The organism is Mycobacteroides immunogenum, assembly GCF_001605725.1.
In the GTDB taxonomy this organism is placed as follows: domain Bacteria; phylum Actinomycetota; class Actinomycetes; order Mycobacteriales; family Mycobacteriaceae; genus Mycobacterium; species Mycobacterium immunogenum.
The window spans coordinates 5,264,028-5,283,218 of sequence record NZ_CP011530.1 but is presented as its reverse complement, the minus strand read 5'-3'; the positions used below and the strand labels follow the sequence as shown (position 1 = coordinate 5,283,218).

At 63.1% G+C, this 19,191-nt stretch carries 24 protein-coding genes; 7 read left to right on the top strand and 17 right to left on the bottom strand.

Going from position 1 to position 19,191, the window contains the following annotated elements:
- The first annotated feature begins 26 nt into the window (after positions 1–26).
- Complete coding sequence (locus ABG82_RS26130) at positions 27–449, top strand: PPOX class F420-dependent oxidoreductase (RefSeq protein ID WP_043080244.1); 423 nt, start codon at positions 27–29, stop codon at positions 447–449.
- Positions 450–1,042: 593 nt separating this feature from the next.
- The gene (locus ABG82_RS26120) at positions 1,043–1,831 is read left to right on the top strand and encodes an SDR family NAD(P)-dependent oxidoreductase (RefSeq protein WP_043080243.1); all 789 of its coding nucleotides are present in this window, start codon (positions 1,043–1,045) and stop codon (positions 1,829–1,831) included.
- A 73-nt stretch (positions 1,832–1,904) separates the two neighbouring features.
- On the opposite strand, the gene ABG82_RS26115 is transcribed toward ABG82_RS26120, so the two are convergent.
- Both ABG82_RS26115 and ABG82_RS26110 read right to left on the bottom strand, forming a co-directional pair.
- Positions 1,905–2,189 (bottom strand): hypothetical protein, encoded by a 285-nt coding sequence (locus ABG82_RS26115; protein WP_043080242.1) that lies wholly within the window; start codon positions 2,187–2,189, stop codon positions 1,905–1,907.
- Positions 2,190–2,353: 164 nt separating this feature from the next.
- Complete coding sequence (locus ABG82_RS26110; protein ID WP_043080241.1) at positions 2,354–2,668, bottom strand: hypothetical protein; 315 nt, start codon at positions 2,666–2,668, stop codon at positions 2,354–2,356.
- Between the two features lie 145 nt (positions 2,669–2,813).
- Here ABG82_RS26110 and ABG82_RS26105 point away from each other — a divergent pair, with 145 nt between their 5' ends.
- Positions 2,814–3,434, top strand: coding sequence for a CGNR zinc finger domain-containing protein (locus tag ABG82_RS26105; RefSeq protein ID WP_043080240.1), 621 nt, complete (start codon positions 2,814–2,816; stop codon positions 3,432–3,434).
- 3 nt (positions 3,435–3,437) lie between these two features.
- Here ABG82_RS26105 and ABG82_RS26100 read toward each other — a convergent pair whose 3' ends face one another.
- The 3 genes from ABG82_RS26100 to ABG82_RS26090 all read right to left on the bottom strand — a co-directional run bounded on the left by ABG82_RS26100 (position 3,438) and on the right by ABG82_RS26090 (position 5,785).
- The gene (locus tag ABG82_RS26100) at positions 3,438–4,097 is read right to left on the bottom strand and encodes a DedA family protein (RefSeq protein ID WP_078343613.1); all 660 of its coding nucleotides are present in this window, start codon (positions 4,095–4,097) and stop codon (positions 3,438–3,440) included.
- A 73-nt stretch (positions 4,098–4,170) separates the two neighbouring features.
- Entirely contained in the window at positions 4,171–4,791 is a 621-nt protein-coding gene (locus ABG82_RS26095) for a phosphoribosyltransferase (protein WP_043080239.1), read from the bottom strand.
- Positions 4,781–5,785: a LysR family transcriptional regulator gene (locus ABG82_RS26090; protein WP_043080238.1), complete on the bottom strand. Its 1,005-nt coding sequence runs from the start codon at positions 5,783–5,785 to the stop codon at positions 4,781–4,783. Before ABG82_RS26090 ends, ABG82_RS26095 begins: the two co-directional genes overlap by 11 nt.
- Positions 5,786–5,933: 148 nt before the next feature.
- On the opposite strand from ABG82_RS26090, the gene ABG82_RS26085 reads away from it, so the two are divergent.
- Complete coding sequence (locus ABG82_RS26085; protein ID WP_043080237.1) at positions 5,934–6,707, top strand: SDR family oxidoreductase; 774 nt, start codon at positions 5,934–5,936, stop codon at positions 6,705–6,707.
- Here the strand turns inward: ABG82_RS26085 and ABG82_RS26080 are convergent, their stop codons facing one another.
- From ABG82_RS26080 to ABG82_RS26060, 5 genes are all read right to left on the bottom strand, one after another.
- Positions 6,708–7,121 carry a hypothetical protein gene (locus tag ABG82_RS26080; RefSeq protein ID WP_043080236.1) on the bottom strand — a complete coding sequence of 138 codons (414 nt, stop codon included), beginning with the start codon at positions 7,119–7,121 and terminating at the stop codon, positions 6,708–6,710.
- Positions 7,118–8,047: a metallophosphoesterase family protein gene (locus tag ABG82_RS26075; protein ID WP_043080235.1), complete on the bottom strand. Its 930-nt coding sequence runs from the start codon at positions 8,045–8,047 to the stop codon at positions 7,118–7,120. Before ABG82_RS26075 ends, ABG82_RS26080 begins: the two co-directional genes overlap by 4 nt.
- A complete protein-coding gene (locus ABG82_RS29355; protein ID WP_236737595.1) occupies positions 8,044–8,238 on the bottom strand; it encodes a plastocyanin/azurin family copper-binding protein in 195 nt (64 codons plus the stop codon). The genes ABG82_RS26075 and ABG82_RS29355 overlap by 4 nt, the downstream gene beginning before the upstream one ends.
- 353 nt (positions 8,239–8,591) lie before the next feature.
- Positions 8,592–9,287, bottom strand: a complete 696-nt coding sequence (locus tag ABG82_RS26065) for a QcrA and Rieske domain-containing protein (protein WP_043080234.1) — start codon at positions 9,285–9,287, stop codon at positions 8,592–8,594.
- Positions 9,284–9,838 carry an RNA polymerase sigma factor gene (locus tag ABG82_RS26060; RefSeq protein ID WP_043080233.1) on the bottom strand — a complete coding sequence of 185 codons (555 nt, stop codon included), beginning with the start codon at positions 9,836–9,838 and terminating at the stop codon, positions 9,284–9,286. Before ABG82_RS26060 ends, ABG82_RS26065 begins: the two co-directional genes overlap by 4 nt.
- Before the next feature lie 124 nt (positions 9,839–9,962).
- Here ABG82_RS26060 and ABG82_RS26055 point away from each other — a divergent pair, with 124 nt between their 5' ends.
- From ABG82_RS26055 to ABG82_RS26045, 3 genes are all read left to right on the top strand, one after another.
- On the top strand, positions 9,963–11,162 hold the full coding sequence (locus ABG82_RS26055; protein ID WP_043080232.1) for a CaiB/BaiF CoA transferase family protein: 1,200 nt from the start codon (positions 9,963–9,965) through the stop codon (positions 11,160–11,162).
- Positions 11,159–12,061 carry a hydroxymethylglutaryl-CoA lyase gene (locus tag ABG82_RS26050; RefSeq protein WP_043080231.1) on the top strand — a complete coding sequence of 301 codons (903 nt, stop codon included), beginning with the start codon at positions 11,159–11,161 and terminating at the stop codon, positions 12,059–12,061. Before ABG82_RS26055 ends, ABG82_RS26050 begins: the two co-directional genes overlap by 4 nt.
- A gap of 159 nt (positions 12,062–12,220) precedes the next feature.
- Positions 12,221–12,775, top strand: coding sequence for an SRPBCC family protein (locus ABG82_RS26045; protein WP_043076135.1), 555 nt, complete (start codon positions 12,221–12,223; stop codon positions 12,773–12,775).
- Here ABG82_RS26045 and ABG82_RS26040 read toward each other — a convergent pair.
- The 7 genes from ABG82_RS26040 to galT form a co-directional block, all read right to left on the bottom strand.
- Positions 12,765–13,385, bottom strand: a complete 621-nt coding sequence (locus tag ABG82_RS26040) for a TetR/AcrR family transcriptional regulator (RefSeq protein WP_052510916.1) — start codon at positions 13,383–13,385, stop codon at positions 12,765–12,767. The genes ABG82_RS26045 and ABG82_RS26040 overlap by 11 nt on opposite strands.
- 80 nt (positions 13,386–13,465) lie before the next feature.
- Positions 13,466–14,050 carry a TetR/AcrR family transcriptional regulator gene (locus ABG82_RS26035; protein ID WP_043076137.1) on the bottom strand — a complete coding sequence of 195 codons (585 nt, stop codon included), beginning with the start codon at positions 14,048–14,050 and terminating at the stop codon, positions 13,466–13,468.
- Complete coding sequence (locus ABG82_RS26030; protein ID WP_043076378.1) at positions 14,047–14,976, bottom strand: oxygenase MpaB family protein; 930 nt, start codon at positions 14,974–14,976, stop codon at positions 14,047–14,049. The genes ABG82_RS26035 and ABG82_RS26030 overlap by 4 nt, the downstream gene beginning before the upstream one ends.
- A 103-nt stretch (positions 14,977–15,079) precedes the next feature.
- A complete protein-coding gene (locus ABG82_RS26025) occupies positions 15,080–15,304 on the bottom strand; it encodes a hypothetical protein (protein ID WP_043076138.1) in 225 nt (74 codons plus the stop codon).
- Positions 15,305–15,323: 19 nt separating this feature from the next.
- Positions 15,324–16,979, bottom strand: coding sequence for a sodium:solute symporter family protein (locus ABG82_RS26020; RefSeq protein WP_043076139.1), 1,656 nt, complete (start codon positions 16,977–16,979; stop codon positions 15,324–15,326).
- Positions 16,976–18,070 (bottom strand): galactokinase, encoded by a 1,095-nt coding sequence (gene galK, locus ABG82_RS26015; RefSeq protein WP_043076140.1) that lies wholly within the window; start codon positions 18,068–18,070, stop codon positions 16,976–16,978. The genes ABG82_RS26020 and galK overlap by 4 nt, the downstream gene beginning before the upstream one ends.
- Positions 18,067–19,110 carry a galactose-1-phosphate uridylyltransferase gene (galT, locus tag ABG82_RS26010; protein WP_043076141.1) on the bottom strand — a complete coding sequence of 348 codons (1,044 nt, stop codon included), beginning with the start codon at positions 19,108–19,110 and terminating at the stop codon, positions 18,067–18,069. Before galT ends, galK begins: the two co-directional genes overlap by 4 nt.
- Positions 19,111–19,191: the final 81 nt, after the last annotated feature.

Sequence of the window (19,191 nt, the reverse complement as noted above, 5' to 3'; positions counted from 1 at the left end):
TAAGTTGAGGATCTACCGTTACGCACATGGCCTTCAGACCCGATGAGATCGCATTCATGCGTCAAGCCGACCTCGGTAGGCTTGCCACCGTCGGACCAGACGGCTCGCCTCAGGTGAGTCCGGTGGGATTCGCATACAACGAGCAGCTGGGCACCATAGACATATCCGGCTATCGGATGAGTCGAAGCCGTAAGTACCGCAACATAATCCACAACAACAGGGTGGCTTTTGTGGTGGATGATATCCCATCGCGAGCACCCTGGCGGGTGCGCTGTCTGGAGATTCGCGGTACGGCCCAACCTGCTGTGTCTCCGGCGGCACGGGGTGCCGCCGGAGACGAGTTGGATACCGCGATCATCCGGATTACCCCTGGTCGGATCATCAGCTTCGGTATCGATGACCCGGACACAGACCCGCACTTGCTTGCGGCCGACAACCGCGACGTCTAAGCCGAAAACCTACGGACCAGGCTCAGGTAGCCATCCTTGTCGACAGGCCCAACAGGCGGCGAAGAATCACTACGCGGAGCCCCCAACGATGCGGGCGGGCAATCGATCCCGTGATGAAGCGCTCGATATTGTCAAGAAGTTGCTCAACAACCGCATTGTGTGCGGGGATCACGACGGCAGTGAGTTTGATCCAGTCGGCCGTCGACGGCACTGCCGTTCACGTCGTCAAAGGTGAGTTCAGGAAGCCGGGCCGGAATATGCGCGGTGCATGTGTACCGGATCTTGCCGTGCCCGCCGCTTGCTCCTACGGTCAGATTCCGATCCAGAACCATTGGGCTCCAATCAGTTTTTGGCCAGAATCGATCGTCCGGTGTCCCTAGTGTCGCGAACAACTCCGCGGTGTACTCAGGGGCGGTTCCGGGGAAGAGTCGTTCGTGGACGTTTCGGACTCGCCAGCTGGGGACGGCGCTGCGGCCAGTCCAGCGGACCCATGGCCGGTGCGACGTAAGCATCTGCTCAGTGAAGCAGCCCGCCCGACGTGACCTGTCACACCCAGGGAATGAAGTCGGGGGTGATGGGTCTTCAATGGATACGTGAACATCGACCTGACGGGTAAGACAGCGCTAGTAACGGGATCCACACAGGGCATCGGGCTGGAGATTGTCCGGCAGCTCGCGGCTAGCGGAGCGCGCGCCGTGGTCAACGGGCGTTCCCAAGAGCGTGTTGACGCCGCGGTCGCTGAGGTGGGGCTTCAGCACGGCAGCGTTGTCGGGGTGGCGGCTGACGTTTCCACCGCCGAGGGTGTGGATGCGCTTCTCGCGCAGCTGCCAGCGGTGGACATCCTGGTCAATAATCTGGGCATCTTCGGCGCTACACCGGCACGTGAGATCACCGATGAACAGTGGCGGAACTACTTCGAGGTGAATGTGCTTTCCGCGGTGCGCCTCATTCGGGCATACCTGCCGGGGATGATCGATACGCAATGGGGCCGCGTCATTCAGATCGCCAGCGATTCCGCGATCGTCATTCCGCAGGAGATGATCCACTACGGCGTCTCCAAGACTGCGCTGTTGGGAGTGACGCGTGGGTTTGCGAAGGATGCCGCGGGTACAGGTGTCACGGTCAACTCGGTGATCGCTGGTCCCACACATACCGCCGGTGTCGAGGACTTCGTCTATCAGCTCGTCGACAAGTCGCTGCCATGGGATGAGGCGCAGCGCGAATTCATGAAAAAGCACCGACCGCAGTCTCTGTTGCAACGCTTGATCGAGCCGGTGGAGATCGCGAACCTCGTGGTGTATCTGAGTTCCCCGCTGGCATCGGCGACCACCGGCGCCGCGGTACGTGCCGACGGCGGTTACGTGGACTCGATCCTGCCCTAGGGCGACGGGCTTCCTTCACAACGAATGGGCTGCTTCCGGAGATTGATCCGGAAGCAGCCCTTTGTATTTCTGCTCAGTTGATGCCGCCGATGTACTGGCCACTGGGTGGTGCGGTGTAGCGCATTTGTGGGCCCGAGTTGTTCATCGCGTACTGGCCGGTGCCGAGCCGGGCGTGATCCCGGTTGCCGCCCCCGTTGCCGTTGTTACCAGCGCCGGCGACCAGCGACGACGAGGGGCTCGTCGCCAGTTCGATGGCGGCATACGTGGGCGCCAGGATCGCCAGACCGATACCGGCCGCGGCGACAACGCGTCGAACGTTGGTGGAGAGTGCCTGCGAGGTGGCGGTGATGGCGGTCATTTTGTTTGCGCTCCAATACTTTTAAAGATCCTCGTGCGATGTCTCTAACAACAGAGGCGCCAGCTGTTGCCATCCTGAAATGCCTGTGATAAGCCAGTCAGTCCGTTGCGGAATAAACCGGACGGCTCGGTTCGTTCGGTATTGCAAGACAGGCGTTGGATAGGTCAGTTGTATGCGGGGCAGGAAATGTCGACGTAGACCGTCGAAAACGCGGTAGCTCCGCGCAATCCCTCGATACCGGTCACCACGCATTCGGATAGGGGCGCGGTCGGAATGCCGTTGAGCTGGACCGTGTATCCCTGCGCCTGCAGCTTGTCCACGGTGTCGGACGCGGACGATCCACCGCCACCGGCAGCAGATGCCTGGGCCGAGAGGCTGAGGGAAGCCACGGCCATGGCGCCGAGCGCGGCGAGGGCGACCAGGAACGAAACTGCCGACCGGATGGCCGATCGAGTGAAGGAGGTGATGGGGGTGGGCATGGCAGTTTCCTTGTCGTGAGGTAGAGCAATGAATTACTAACGCTTGAGGCAACTCGCAACCATTAGTCGATATTTCCCTCTTCACCGTTAGATAGGTCACATGGTTACAAGTGGCAATATCCATTAGGAAAGTTAGAGTCGGGGGATGGGTACCAGCAGCTCCGGCACGATTGCGGCCGTTTTGGGTGAGCCGCTTCCGGTAGAGCTGATGAACACGATTCGTGGTGGTCGTGGTGACGTTCGGGATGCGCTGGACAGCGATGAGTCCGTCCATGAGTGGCTCAAGGTGATGGCAGATCGAATCTTGGCCGAATCGGGTGCGCACACCATTTCCTTCTCGCTGGAAGATGCGCGTGTGGTTGCCGCTGATCTCCGGGCGCTGCGAGATGCGCTACGCAGCCTGGCCGCGGAAATCACAGCGGATCCACGGCCGGCGACGTCCGGGGTGAATCACATCCAGGCTGTCGCGACCATCAATGCACTGGCAGATGCCCGGGCCGAGCTGGTGTGGCCGGTGGACGGGGCGCCGATCCGGGCGGCGACGGTGCACGGATCTCAGGCACGGCTGGCGGTCGGCTTGATCGCGCGTCAGGCTATTGACTTCTTCGGTGGCCCGCCCCGGCATCAGTTGCGAGCCTGCCTGGCCCCGCACTGCGTGCTCTACTTCGTCAAGGAGCATCCCCGGCGGGAATGGTGCACACCGAAGTGCGGCAACCGGGCGAGGGTCAAGCGGCACTATGACCGCCAAACTGCGGGCAGTTCCTAACGATTAGCCGTTCTCGGTGACCGCGCGCCGCTTCTCCAGATAGACCTTGGCGGCTGTCGCGGCGGCGGGCAGGGTCGAAAGGACGGCGATGATGAGGATGATGATGTCCAGGTGTTCGCCGACGAACGCGATGTTGCCCAGGAAATAGCCGACAATGGTCAGTCCCACGCCCCAGGCAGCGCTGCCAATAGCGTTGTACAGCAGGAATATTGGGTAGCGCATGCCGGACATGCCCGCGATGACGGGGGTAAATGTACGTACCACCCCGACGAACTGAGCTATGAGCAGCGTCTTGGGTCCGTGTCTGTCGAAGAAGTCGCGAGAGGCGGTCAGATAGCGCTGCTTGAAGAACCGCGCGTCTTCCTTCTTGAACAGTGCTGGGCCGAGGCGGCGTCCGATGAAGTAGCCGCATTGGCTCCCGAGTAGCGCGGCAAGCGCGGCGCAAGGTGCCAACACCTGGATCGAGACGGGGGAATTGGGCTGCGCGGCAATCAGTCCTGCGGAAAACAGCAAGGTGTCCCCGGGCAAGAACGGAAAGAGCAAGCCGGTTTCGATGAAGACGATGACCATGACACCGGCCAGAACAGCGCCACCGAACAGGCCGCCCTCGCCCAGCCAATACATCGGATCCATGACGTCCGTGGGCGCCAGACCCATGTCCATGGCTGGAAGCTAGCTACGCAACATTGCTGGACAGGAAACAACACGAGAACCCCACCTGGCGAGAAGTGCTCCGTCATGCCGAGAGCAGTGCGCGCACCTCTTCGTCGGAGATCTGGTGAAAGTCTTGGTAGGCGTCGCCCACTGCCTGAAATCGAGGCGGGCACGACGCGACAACGAAATCGTCTACCAGGGAAACGAATCGGCGGAACGCCGATCGCGGGGCAACCGGAACGGCTGCCACCATCCGCGCGGGGAATGCCTTCCTGATCGTCATCAACGCCACGCGCATTGTTGCGCCGGTCGCGATCCCGTCATCGACCAGGATGACTGTCTTGCCATCGATTTCCACGCCGCGGTGAGTCAGGTACATCCGCTCGCGCCGGGCCAGCTCGAGCTTTTCGCGGTTCGCTACGTCTCTGAACTGCGGCGCAGTGATTCCCATGGTACGCACGATGTTGTCATCCACTACCACTTCGCCGCCGCTGGCGATGGCTCCCATGGCATATTCTTCATGCCCCGGCACGCCGAGCTTGCGCACGACCAGAACCTCTAACGGGACATCAAGGGCGGTGGCGATTTCCCGTCCGACAGGAATTCCGCCACGCGGTAGCGCCAGGACCACGGTGTCTTGCATGCGGTAGGGCGCGAGGATGTCTGCCAGCACGCGGCCCGCGTGCCGGCGATCACTGAACATCCGATGTGTGTGCGACATGGGAATGTCTCGGGCTGGTTGTCTGGGTATCTCCATCTTCCGTCCGGGCCGGTGTGCTGACAACAGCTGATCTCTGCACGGATTCGAACAGTGTGGTGCGAATGGTCGACACCGAATGGGGAAGCCAGACGGCTTGCACGGGAACCAATGGGGGATTGACGATCTCTATCACCCGCACCTTGTGGTGATAGACCTGCCCAGGGTCGTCGGTGACGAACGCGCAGTGACCGGGATGCGCGAGCACCGCCGTGTACGGCGGAGTGCCCTGGACCGGATTGACCAGCAAGCGGGGCTCGAAACCGCTTCGGCGGCAGTGCGAAACCAGCAGGTCGGTGTAAAAGGAATGGCGCGGGGGAGCCCACACCACAATGGGGTATTCGGCGATTTCGGCAATGTTGACACACTCCTGCGCGGCGAGCGGGTGGGATTGCACGACGGCGATGCGCAGTGGTTGATAGAGCAGAGTATCGGTGGCCAAGTCGGCGGGCATGTCGATTCCGCGACGTAGTGCCAGGTCCAGGGACCCGTCGAGGAGGCCGTCGCGCATGGTGCTCGGAAAGACCTGCCGCACCGTGATCGACACCGTGGGGTCGGCGGTCACGGCAGGCTCGATGATCCGATAGACCTCTTCGCCCGAGATCGCGGGTGAATGCCCGATGACAAAGGCACGCTGCGGGTCCGAGAGGTTACGTGTCGCGTTGGCGAGCACGCGTATCCCGGCGAGAAGCGGTTTTGCGCCGGTGTACAGCTCGTGGCCGGCGTCGGTCAGCTGCAGGCTGCGTTGCGCGCGCGAAAACAGCTCGACGCCGAGATCGCGTTCCAGTTGGCGTATCGCCGATGACAACGCCTGCTGGGTGATGAATAGCTGCGCCGCGGCAGCCGCCAGCGTCGGTGCCTCTGCGGCCACGACGAACTGAAACAATCGCCGGGAATCCAGCAAGTCAGCCAGCGAACTACCCTCGGTTATCCCGCTCATCTGCAATAACAACTCCTAGTTGTGCTTATACAAGAATAATGTGGTTTTCCCTTGTGCTATCCAAACCTACGATTTTGGATGGAGATGTGGGTAATCATGGAGCCCACTCGCAAAGGATGGCTCCACGCAGGCAAAGGGAGATAATCGAGTGACGGATCATTCGCTAAATGGTAAGACAGTACTCATCACAGGTGGTGGTAAGAATCTGGGTGGACTGATCGCTCGGGATCTCGCCGCCAACGGAGCCGGGGCAGTCGCGATCCACTACAACAGCCCGTCGAGCAAGGACGCCGCGGACGAGACGGTGGCTGCGATTCAGGCGACCGGCGCCAAGGCGGTGGCATTCCAGGGCGACCTGACCACCGGAGATGCGGTAAGCAAACTCTTTGCGGACACCGTCGCGGCCGTGGGCCGGCCCGATATCGCCATCAACACGGTCGGCAAGGTGATCAAGAAGCCGTTCACCGAAATCACCGAGGAGGAGTACGACTCGGCCAGTGCGGTCAACGCCAAGTCGGCGTTCCTGTTCCTCAAGGAGGCAGGCAAGCACGTCAACGACAACGGCAAGATCGTTACGCTCGTGACATCGCTGCTGGGCGCGTACACCCCCTTCTATGCGGCATACGCAGGTACCAAGGCGCCCGTCGAGCATTTCACCCGCGCCGCCTCGAAGGAGTACGGGGAACGCGGTATTTCGGTGACAGCCGTAGGCCCTGGTCCGATGGACACGCCCTTCTTCTATCCCGCGGAGGGTGAGGATGCCGTGGCGTACCACAAGACGGCCGCCGCGCTGTCCCCGTTCTCCAAGACCGGACTCACCGATATTGAGGACATCGCCCCGTTCATCCGGTTCCTCGTCAGCGACGGCTGGTGGATCACCGGGCAGACCATCCTGATCAACGGCGGCTACACCACCAAGTAGTCACCGTTGCGATAGTGACTCCGTCCGGGACGTCGGAGTCGCGGGAACTGGCCGCCGTACGTACTTGGCGAGTAACACACTCGCCAAGACGACGGCGGCCAGTTCTGTCAGCACGCTGATCGCCGCATATGGGGCCGGGTCCCAACCGCGTTCGGAGAAGCCGAACAGGCCAACGGTGCGGGACAGGGCGAATGCCACGAGTGCCGCGGCCGAGCCCAGTCCTGCCGCGGCGACCATCCAATCGGGTGCACCCACCACGATAAGGACGGCCATCGCGAAGAAGGCGGCTGCCTGCACCAGGAAAGCGGGCCCGATGGTCGGAATATGTTGGTAACCATGCATGTACAGATGGGCATGGGTGTATCCGCTGACAGCCAATGCCACGGCTAGCGCGAGACGATATGTGATGTTCATGTCAGCGTGTCCTCCTTGATGGCAAGGGCCTGGCTGCCCTTCACATAACTCACCTCGCGGATCCCGAGGATGTCGTGCAATTGGCCGGCGGGCAGTGTCACCGGCTTGGGGGCCGGGCCGTCACCCGGTTTGGGCAAGGGATACGCCGTTGTGGTCCCGCTGTAAAAGGTGATGTTTCCTTCGGTCTTAGTAAACAATTGGTGCACATGACCGTTCAGGCATGTGACTGACGCGAACCGTTTCATGTAACTCAGTGCCTGAGCGGAATCATCAGTACCCCAGCCCCATTCGGGATACATGGCGAACAGTGGGATGTGGCTGAACACGATGATCGGGGTATCCGAAGACAGGGGTGCAAGGTCTCTTTCGATGAATTCCAGCTGGTCGTTGCCAAGATGTCCGAGCTTCTTCAGATTGAGGGTGTTCACCAATCCGATGACATGGACCCCCGCGATGTCGAAGCTGTACCACCCGTCGCCGCGGGTGCCACTGCCGAATACGCCGCGATACCGCTGCCCGGCGTCGTCGACCGAATCATGTTCTCCCGGAACAGTGAACACATGAGGGGTGCTGAGCCCGGACATCATCTGCTTGACCTGATCGAACTGTGCGTCGGTGGCCAAATGCGTGAGATCTCCGGTGTGAATCACGAAATCCGGTGTGTAGCCAAGGTTGTTGATTTGGTTGATGGCATGGCCGAAGGAATCGGCGACGTTCGAATTGGCGGTCCCGGTGAAGCCGATGTGACTGTCACTGATCTGTGCGAAGCGCAGCGTGGGGCGTGCGGTTGCCGCTGCCGCCGAACCGGCCACCTGCGAGATCACTTCTCCGCCGGCAACTGTCAAGGCAACGGCGGCGCCGAACCAGGCGGTGTGCCGAATCAGTTGGCGCCGGGACATGTGCTGCGGGTCTTGTTCGTCGGTCATTGCACTACCACCGTCGCCTTCATGAATGGATGAATCCCGCACACGTACTTGTAGGTGCCGGCCTTGGTGAACTGGTATGAGAAGGTGCCCTGGGCGTCCATTCCGGGCGATCGGAACGCTCCGTCCTCGGACACCACGTTGTGGGGCTCTTCGTCTTTGTTGGTCCACGTGACAGTGGTTCCCGCGGGCACCGTCAAGGTGGGGGGATTGAAGGCAAAGTTCTCGATATTGACGGCGGGCCCGGCGGGGGCCGGTGCGGTGGGAGCGCCTGCGGTGGTCGGCATGGATGTCATGTCCGGCATCCCCGACGTGGCATGACCCCGCATGCCGGGCGTGCCGCTGACATCGGAGGCGACCGTGATCGACAGCGGCGTATCCGAGGTAGCGCCTGTTCCACCGGAGCACGACGCCAGTGGGATCACCAACACCGCGGCCAGCGCGGCGCGGGGTAACGAAGAGAAACGCATGGGGCCCCTTTCCATGAACGAGTCCGCGGCGAGTCGCGGACCACCGCACAGAGATAGGGGCGGGGGTTACAGGTGGACTACACCGGACGGTCGGGTGCGAACACCTCGATGTGGCCGTCGGCCTCGCGGACTTCCAACGTGGGCAGCGGCTTTGGTGCGATGGGTAACTGGTGTGTGATCACCCGTCCATCGGTGGTGAACGAGGTGGTGTGGCATGGGCACTGCAGCCGGTCATGGGCCCCGTCGAACCAGAGTTTGCATCCCTGGTGCGTGCAGACACCGGACACCGCCTCGACCCGGCCACTCACCCGCCGCACGAACCCGTTGACGAACCCAAGGTCGAAGGGATGGACCGCACCGTCCGGGACGGCGCTGCTGGCAGCCACCCGCTGCCAACTTCCGGTGTTGGGAACGATCTCGCCCGACGCCTGCTGGGGGTCGGTCTCCGGCGTGGGGGCCAGTAGATGGTCTGCGGTGACGGCGACCGCAGCCGCCGCGGCGGCCGCGGAAGTACCGACGAGAACGGTCCGCCGATTGGGTGCCTGCCATCGCTTCTGTTCGGATGGTGCGGGCGTGTCACCCATCTGCTCGGCGAGGCGTCCTCGTAGATCGGTGAGAAATTCTTGGCTGGGTACGTCATTGCCGGCTTGACTGGCGCGCAGCTCAATCGCGGTCCGGATCTGTGCCGCCTCAAAATCATCGGGGCGGAAGGCCTTGGGCCGGCGATCCCGGAGCAGATCCTCGATGTAGCGGCGCAGCCCACGCGGATTCATGACACGTCCTGTTCGTTGATCTGGGCGGCTAGGCGCAATGCCCGATGCTGCAGCACCTTGGCGTTGGCGACGGTGACACCCATCGTGGCGGCGGACTCCTTGATCGAACAGCTCTGCAGGAAGCGCAGTTCCAGAATTCGACGATAGTTGTCCGGTAACGCCTCCAAGACCGCTTGCGCATGTTGCGGCGCGGTGCTGATGGACTCCTCGGCTTCGGGCTGTCGGCCGGCGATGTCCTGCATATCGGGGATAGAAGTGATCTCGCGCCCCAGGGTCTCGCGCCAGTGTGCGGCGAGGACTGTGCGCGCTGTCGCCCGTAGATAGGCCCGCACCTCGGCCTTGGTGACGGTAAGGCGCAGTGGGCGCAGCGCGGCCAGAAAGACCTCCGCCGTCAGGTCCTCGGCGTCGGGTTTGTTACCCACTCGCGCGTAGATGGTGCGGTAAACCCATACGGCGTTGTCTTCGTACACGGACTGCCAGTCCGCATAGTGATCGCCACCCGTCGGCACAGCCCGCAAGCCGCGCCGGGCGGTGGGATCACGCTGTGTCATCACCCTCGGTTGTCCCGTCCCGAAAATGTCCGTCGAGGGCAGCCGGATGTCTGTCCCTGAAAGAAGTAGCGCCGGTGGTTACACGATGTCGACGGCCGTTTGGTTCGCCGGTAGCGTCACGGGGATGACGGGTGCTCTCGATGGGATCCGGGTGCTGGAGCTGGGCACCCTGATCGCCGGGCCTTTCGCGGGCCGCTTACTCGGCGATATGGGCGCCGAGGTACTCAAGATCGAACCGCCCGGGGCGCCGGATCCACTGCGAACGTGGGGCCAAGCGGAGGTCGACGGGCACCACGTGTTTTGGACGGTGCACGCACGCAATAAGAAGGCGATCACCCTGGACCTGCGGACCGGGGCAGGACGCGCGCTGTTCCTCGATCTGGTCGAGAAGTCGGACCTGATCGTCGAGAATTTCCGGCCGGGCACCTTGGAGAGATGGGGTCTGGGCTACGACGTCCTGGCACAGCGCAACAAGGGCATCATCCTGGTACGAGTGTCCGGCTATGGGCAGACCGGACCGGATGCACATAAGGCCGGATACGCGTCGGTGGCCGAGGCCGCGAGTGGTCTGCGGCATCTCAACGGGTTCCCCGGTGGACCACCGCCCCGGATGGCGCTGTCGATCGGTGACACGCTGGCCGGTATGTTCGCGGCCCAAGGTGCGCTTGCCGCGCTGTACCGGCGGACCGTCACCGGCCGGGGACAGGTGGTCGATGCTGCGCTGACCGAGAGCTGTTTGGCGGTGCAGGAGTCCACCATTCCCGACTATGACGTGGGTCAGGTGGTCCGGGGTCCGTCGGGCACGCGGTTGGAGGGCATCGCGCCGTCGAACATCTATCAAAGCGCCGACGGGAGCTGGGTGGTAATCGCCGCCAACCAGGACACCGTTTTCCGCAGGCTGTGCGAGGCCATGGGGCAGCCCGAACTCAGCTCCGACGAACGATTCGTCAATCATGTTGCCCGAGGACGTAATCAGGACGAGTTGGACGCGATCATCGCGCGGTGGGCGGCGCAACGGCTGCCCACGGACATCATCGACCTGCTCAGCGCGGCGGGGGTGATTGCCGGCCCTATCAAGACCGTCGCCGAGGTGGTGCAGGACCCACAGCTCAAGGCGCGAGAGATGCTCGTTGAGCACTTCGATGAACGACTGGGCCGTTCGGTGCTGGGGCCGGGCGTGGTGCCGGTGCTCTCCGAATCACCGGGTGGTGTCCGCAATGCCGGTCCGGCATACCCCGGACAGCACAACGACGACGTCTATGGAGGACTGCTCGGTATGAGCGTCCACGATATCGAGCGGCTGCGGACGGAGGGGGTGTTGTGAGCCTGCCCGGGCACGTCACCATCCGCGAGGTACTGCTACGGGACGGATTGCAGCTAGAGGCGCCAATCACGTTGGCGGATAAACGCAAACTGCTCGATGCCGTCGCGGCCACGGGGGTGCGTGAGGTCGAGGCCACCGCGTTCGTGTCACCCACCAAGATGCCGGCGCTGGCCGATGCCGCCGAACTTGCGGAGCAGTTGCATCACTATCCGGACATCGAATTCTCGGCACTCGTCGCCAGTCCCAATGGTGCCAAGCGTGCGCTCGCGGCCGGATTCTCCTCGTTGGAGTATGTGGTGTCGGCCGCGGATGGTCACAGCCGCGCCAACGTCGGCACCAGCAGCGCGGAGGCCACCGCGCGTATCCAGGAGATCGTGACGCTGGCGCGCGATGCGGACGCGACGGTGGAGGTGATCATCGCGTGTTCCTGGGACTGCCCTTTCGACGGTCCGACCGCCGAGAACCGGGTGCTCGATATCGTGGGGCGGGCTCGCGATTGGGGCGTCGACCGCTACGCGCTGGCCGATACGATCGGCACCACCACACCCCGTCGCGTAGCGAATCTTGTTGCGGCAGTGCGTCCGATTGTGGGCAACGCGCCGCTCGGCGCGCATTTCCACAACACCCGCGGATCCGGCCTGGCCAGCGCGTATGCCGCCGTGCAATCCGGAGTGACGCGACTCGACTCGTCGATCGGTGGACTGGGCGGCTGTCCGTTCGCGCCGGGCGCGACGGGCAATATCGCGACAGAGGATCTGGTCTATCTGTTGCGCGATAGCGGTATCGACGTCGACGTCGATCTGGACGCCGCGATAGCAGCGGCGCGCATAGTGCAAGAGGTAGTCGGCCATGAAGTCCCGAGCGCTTTGCTGCGTGCGGGCGATCGGTTGTTGAACTAGCGCATCGTGGCATGCGGGGGTCGGCCCCAGATAATTGATGTCCAGGCTGGGCATCGTCACTAATTTCGCCGGATTCTCTTCTGTGGGCGCAGGTAGGTGGTCTAGCTTGCTAACTGACTCGCGAGTCAGTTAGCGACTGATTCTTACTCAAGGAGGAGTATGTCCACACCGGTGCTGGTCGGGATCATCGTGGGAGTGTTGGCCATCGGAGGCTTGCTGGGGGCGGCGGTGTTGTTCGCTCTGGCTGCCGGCGACAATGGGCCGCGCCGGTTCGGAGTAACCATGCCGGACCCGGACTTCTTCGACAATGCGGCCTCATTCGCGGTTACCGCACAGGTCAGCGTGCCCGGTCCGGTCGAGCGGGTGTGGGCCCAGGTCTGCGAGGGGGGTTACTTGGATTCGATCCCTTTCATCTCCGGGCCGGTGTGGTCGGGAGACCGAGTGGTGACCCGCTCGCCGCTGTTTGCCTTCACCGAGAAGGCAGTGCACAGCGAGGAGGGCCGCAAGCTCGTCACGATCGGGACGGGGGTGTCGATCCCGCTGGTGCTCAATGCCTTTGGTGAGCGATGGGAATTCGCCGCGGAGGGAAACAAGGTCCTGGTGCGGTGGACCGTGGCCATCACGCCGAAATGGGTGGGCTGGTTCCCGCTGCGCTGGACGGCATTCGCGGTGCGCCCCTTTCAGCGTGCGCTCTTGGCTCTGGCTATCCGTTAGCAGCCGTACGTGACAGTGGGACGTCGCCGAGCACGATCCCACTGAACATGGTGGCGATCGTGTCGGCGACTTCGGTCATTGTTGTTGCGGGATCGGCTGATTCGGCGATGATGCTGTTGGCCGTGACGAACATGGTCATGAGCATCCGGGCGGCCATGTGGGTGTGCACGCCGGCCTTGAGCTCACCTCGGGCCGCAAGGGTCTCCATGAGCGTGACCAAGGGCGGCAACACGATCGTCTCGTCGATATGACGATAGGTCTCCTCGCCGAGCACCATCGGTGCCTGGCGCATGAGTTCCCGGTATGTCCTGTCGTGCAGCGATCTGGACAAATAGACCCACGCGGAAGTCGCCGCGACCTGCGGCCCGTTCGCGCCAGGCTTGTCCAAGAGCCGGATACCGGTGGTGACGGTGTCGGCGGTCTCGGTGAGGCATTCGGTGAGCAGGGCGGTGAACATGGCCTGTTTGTCGGAGAAGTGGTAGTAGAACGTGCCCTTGCTGACCTCGATACTGCTGACGATGTCGTCGACGGTCACGCTGTTGTAGCCGGTGGTGGTGAAGTGCCGACGCGCGGAGTCCAGAAGATCGGAACGAGTCTGTTCTGCGTACATCTGCCGCCGGGTAGCCATGCGGGCAGTTTAGTCAGATCCCGACCCATAGTCAGTTTCTGCACTATTGGGCGCAGGCCCGCTCACCACACCAAGCGGGCCAGGTACGTCTCCGTATAGCGCCTGACGGCGGCCGTGTCGGTGATGTCGAGAACACCGGCGCGGTTGGTGAGCAGTGAACCGACGAGACGCACAAGTATTTCCGATACCGCGAGCACGGCATCATCGGGCATGGTGGCGCCGCTGTGCCGCAGACTGGATGCCACCAGTGCGCTGGCGCGCACGATGGCTTTGTCCCCGGAGGGGGTATTCAGCCCGATGACCAGCTCGGGCTCGTTCTCGATGATGGTGCCCGCCAACCGACTTTCCGTGATCAATCGCATGGCCAGGGTGAAGCACTCGACGATGGCGCCCTGTGCGTCCTGACCCTTGGCGGCGACGGCCAGGTGGCCGAAGATGACGATGCTCTCTGCCTCGATGAGATGCTCGAACAGCGCTTCTTTGGTGGGGAACCGGCGATACAGGGTGCGGCGACTCACTCCGGCCCGCCGGGCGATGGCGTCCATGTTCGCCCGGCGCATGCCGTGCCGCTCGAACTCGGTGCGCGCGGCATCGAGAACGGCGTCTGTGGGCGGGGCGCTGGTCGTCACCCCCATGAGTGTGGTCATGCCGCCCGGTTGTAGAGCGGCCGGGGGTCCACTCCCTCGCGCTTCCAGCCTTCGGCGGCCCACGGCAGATACAGCCAGCGCACCGGAAGCCGGTTGAACACGGGGTTCAACGCGCGCATGACCGCCGCGAACCGCTGGAAATTGCGTTCCTTCTTGTCATTCCATGCCAGGCGGCAGACGTCCTTCATCTGTGGCGGTAGCGTTCCGACCACGACCGTGCGGATGAAGGCATTCAGCGGCGCCGACAGCACCCTCCACACCGGCTTGGGAATCTGCCGTGGTCCAGGCAGGCCCTGACGGATGTAGCCGGTCGCATAGAGGATGGTCTTGGTCGGGACGAACCGGTCGAACATGCCCTCCATGTAGGTGACGAATTCGTCGTATGTCTGGGGCTGGTTGCGGGCGCTGACGCCGTACAGGCTGTACCAGATCTTGCTCTCTTCGAAGATCCGCACCTTCTCTTCGTAGGAGAGCCGGCGGATGAAGGTGTCGGTGATGTAGAGCACCTGGTCGACGAAAGTCGCATGGGCCCAATAGAAGAGCTCGGGATTGAGCGCGTGGTAGCGAGTGCCGTCGCTGATGGTTCCGCTGATCGGCTTGTGAAAGTCCCGCACCATCCGGCCCCACTTCTGTGGGTCGGCCGAGTAGATGGTCTTCATGATGGGTGGACCGGAGCGGCGTGCCCGGCCGATGGTGTCGGTGAAGATCACCGAGTGGTCTTCGACGGCCTTGCCCAATTGCTCGATGCAGTTCTCGGTGCCGGCCAGCCGCTGAAATCCAAGGACACCGCGGACGTCTCCGTAGAACTTCCAGACCAGGGAATCGGCGCCCAGGCGCGGGGTCTGTGGGGTGATGTCGTCGTCGACGGGCATGGGGATGGCCTCGCGAAGCCCTTCGTCCAGCGTGAGGGCACTCTGATCGACCATGATCGCCTCCTGGCTCGTTGGCACAAAGTTGTGAACTTGTGCCAAACGGTACCACGGCGTGGTCGCGGCGCAAGGCCTGAACGCGGGCCGCTGAGGCAGGCGACTAAATGTCGTCGGATTCGTCGGTGTGCACCGGTCGCCGCAGTGCCCAGATCACGAAGACGGCGGCGATGAGCACTAGCGCTATACCGGTCCACAGATTGACATTGCCGCCGGCCTTGGCGAGGTTGTGGGCTGACGCGTCGTGGATACCGACACCGATGAGGATCAGGCCGAAGACGCCCAGTAGCGCGGCGATGACGTTACGTATGTCAAAAACGTTGCGCATGGCCGTCCTTCGATGGTGGTCAGTGGAAGATCAGGTTCAGGGCTACTACCAGCACCAGAGCCGCCGTCGCCAGCTTGCCCGGCTCCCGATACCACGCCGAGGCGGGGTCGTCACCGGAGAAGGCATGGGGCGTCTCGGAATACACCAAACCCGCCAGCTCGGAGACGGGCTTGGGTTCTGTCACCAGGCTGACCGCCACACTCACCACGATGTCTACGGTGAAGGCGACACCGGCCTCGATGAAATTGGAACCTTGCCCGGAGAGGGTGAATACCCCTGCTTCAAAAAGTGACCATATGCCCACGGCGGCAAGGGTTCCGGAAACCAGGCCGGCCCAGCCCGCGGTGGCGGTCATCCGCTTCCAGAACATACCCAGGATGAATGTTGCGAACAGTGGTGCGTTGAAGAAGGCGAACAACGTCTGCAGGTAGTTCATCACGTTGTTGTAGTTGGCCGCGATGAAGGCGGTACCGATGGCGATGACGGTGGCGCCGAAGGTGGCCAGTTGACCAACGCGCAAGTAGTAACCGTCGGGACGGTCCTTTCGGATGTAGCGCTGCCACAGGTCATAGCTGAAGACCGTGTTGAAGGCCGAGACGTTGGCCGCCATCCCCGCCATGAAGGAGGCCAGCAGGCCGGTGATGGCGACCCCCAGCACACCGGTCGGCAGCACCTCTTTCATCAGATACAGCAGCGAATTGCTGTACGTCAGGTTGGGGTCGCTGGTGGGCTGCCCTGCCTTGTAGGCGGCCATCTGCGGAACCAGCACCGCACAGATCATCCCGGGGATCACCACAATGAAGGGGATGAACATCTTTGGGAAAGCGCCGATGATCGGGGTGCGCCGCGCGGCCGACAAGGACTCGGAGGCCAGGGCGCGCTGTACCTCAACGAAATTGGTGGTCCAGTACCCGAACGACAGGACGAACCCAAGTCCGAACACGATGCCGATAACCGAGAGCAGATTGTTGGAGAACCCGCTGAGCTCATTGCCGGGCCACGAGGACATCTGCCCGGCGGCAACCTTGTCGCGCAGTCCCTGCCATCCACCGACCTTGTTGAGACCGACGATGGTGAGCGGCAACAGTGCGGCCACGATGACGAAGAACTGCAGCACCTCGTTGTAGATGGCGGCCGACAGGCCGCCGAGGGTGATGTAACACAATACGATGACGGCCGCCGCGATGACAGACACCCACAACGGCCAGCCCAACAGCACGTTCACGATGGTGCCCAGCAGATACAGGTTGACTCCGGCGATGAGCACCTGCGCGACGGCGAAGCTGATGGCGTTGACCAAGTGTGCGCCAACCCCGAAGCGGCGCAACATGAATTCAGGAACGCTGCGTACCCGCGAGCCATAGAAGAACGGCATCATGATGACGCCGAGGAAAAGCATGGCCGGCACCGCGCCGATCCAGAAGTAGTGCATGCCGACCATGCCGAACTGCGCCCCGTTGGCGGACATGCCCATGATCTCGACAGCGCCCAGATTGGCCGACACAAAGGCCAGGCCCGTCACCCAGGCGGGGAGGGAGCGTCCCGAGAGGAAGAAGTCGATGCTGGAGGAGATCCCGCGCCGCGCCAGGAGCCCGATACCGAGAACGAACACGAAGTAGATCGCGATGAGAACATAGTCGACGACACCGGCGTCCAGGCGTAGTGAACCGGTCATCGCACCCGCCGCGCACCGTCGGACGGTTCCACCACGAAAACTTGCGGGCCAGTCCAGCCGTGTGCGGAGAAACGTTGTGCCACAGCCTTGCCGATCTGCGCCGACGAGCCGGCGTCGGCCAGCGCAATCACACTGCCGCCGAACCCGCCGCCCGTCATCCGCGCACCGTAGGCACCCGCTTCGCGGGCGGACGCGGCTGCCGCGTCGAGCTGTGCCGTCGACACCGCGAAGTCCTCGCTCAGCGAGATGTGCCCACGCGTCAGGATGGGACCTATCGATCGCGGATCGCTGCCGGCCCGAAGTATCGCGACAACCTCTCGTACGCGGGCGTTCTCGGTCGCCACATGCCGCGCGCGTGCCCGCAGGACCGGATCGGTGAGTAGGTCGACAGCGCTGGCGTCGGTGAGGGCGCCCAGTGAGTGAACGCCGAGCAGGTGCGCCGCCTCCTCACATTGTCGGCGGCGGGTGGCGTACTCACCGGTGGCATGGTCGTGTGGGGTGCCGGTGTCGATGACCACGAGCTCAAGGCGCGCTGCTGCCAGATCGAAGGGGACATCCGCATGGACACCGGTCGCGGCGTCAAGGATCAGGGCGTGGCCGGCGGTGCAGAGCATCGATGCGGATTGATCGAGCACCCCGGTGGGGGCACCCACAAAATCGTTCTCGGCCCGGTGCGTGATGTCGATCAGCTCGAAGTCAGAGACTCCGGGTGCAAAGGTATCCCGGATAGCCACCGCGACAGCGCATTCCACGGCGGCGGAGGACGATAACCCGGCTCCTACCGGTACGTTCCCGTCAAGCCGGAGATCCATGCCGCCGATGTTGTGCCCACGCTTGAGGAATTCGTGCGCGACGCCGAACGGGTACCGCGCCCAGCCCCCGATATCGCTGTCGGCCAGCCGGTCCAATGGCAGCCCGATCCAGTTCTGGCCGTGTTGTTGCGAGGCGACGTGTATGGCCGCGTCCTGGCGCGCTGTCAGTGTGCACAGGACGCGCTGGGGGATGGCGATTGGTAGCGATAGGCCACCGTTGTAGTCGGTGTGCTCACCGATGATGTTCACCCGGCCGGGTGCGGCCCAGACCCCTGTCATGTGACGTTCCGAAGCTCGGCGGCGACCTGCTCGGGGGTGGTGTCGCTGATGAACGCTCCCATGCCGCTTTCCGACCCCGCCAAGTACTTGAGCTTGCCGGGTGCCCGCCGGAAGGAGAACAGTTCCAGGTGCAGCCACCAATCGTCTCGGTTCGCGCTGGAGGTGACCGTGGGCGCCTGATTCCAGGCCGCGATATACGGCATCGGGGTGTCGAAGCGACGGGCAAAGCGTCGCAACACATTCAGATACAGTTCGGCGAAGGCCGTGCGTGCGGCATCGTCGAGGTCCGGGATGTCGGCGACCCGCCGGTGAGGATAGAGCGAAACCTCATACGGCCACCGCGCAAAGGACGGCACAAATGCCGTCCACTCGTCGTTCGCGGCCACCACCCGAGTGCCTTCGGCTTGTTCTGCGGCAAGAATCTCTCCGAAAAGATTGGTGCCGTGCTGTTTTCGATGTGTCTCGACGTTGGACAGGATGCGCGCGGTCTTGGCGGTGATGAACGGGTACGCATAAATCTGCCCGTGTGGATGCGCCAGTGTGACGCCTATCTCCTCACCGTGGTTCTCAAAGCAATAGACCTGTTGGATTCCGGCGGTTCCGCTCAGCTCCGTTGCGCGCTGGGCCCATACATCGACAACGAGTCGCGCACGATCGGGCGTCAGCTGCGCGAACGAGCTGTCGTGGTCGCTGGTGAAGCAGACCACCTCGCAGCGCCCGAATCCCGGGCGTGCGGGCGCCGTGGGCGCCTGTGCGTGCAGCGACAGCGAGGGGAAGCGGTTCTCAAACGCCACTACTTCGTATGCGGGTTCTGGGATCTCGGTAGGGCGCTCAGGTGTGGACGGGCACAAGGGGCAGAGATCGGTCGGTGGGAGAAACGTGCGCGTCTGCCGATGAGAGGCGAGCGTGACCCAGTCGCCCAACAACGGGTCAAACCGTATCTGGGACTGCGTGGAAACCGGGGGCAGGTCGCGCTGGTCCACGGCAACCCGCTCGGTGGGCGAGGAGTCGAAATACAGAATCTCCCGGCCGTCGGCCAATTCCCTCCGGGTCCGCCACACGGCGACGAGCCTAGAGGCTTTGCCTGGTAGCAGGCTGGGAATCGGTGCCGTTCGGGCTGC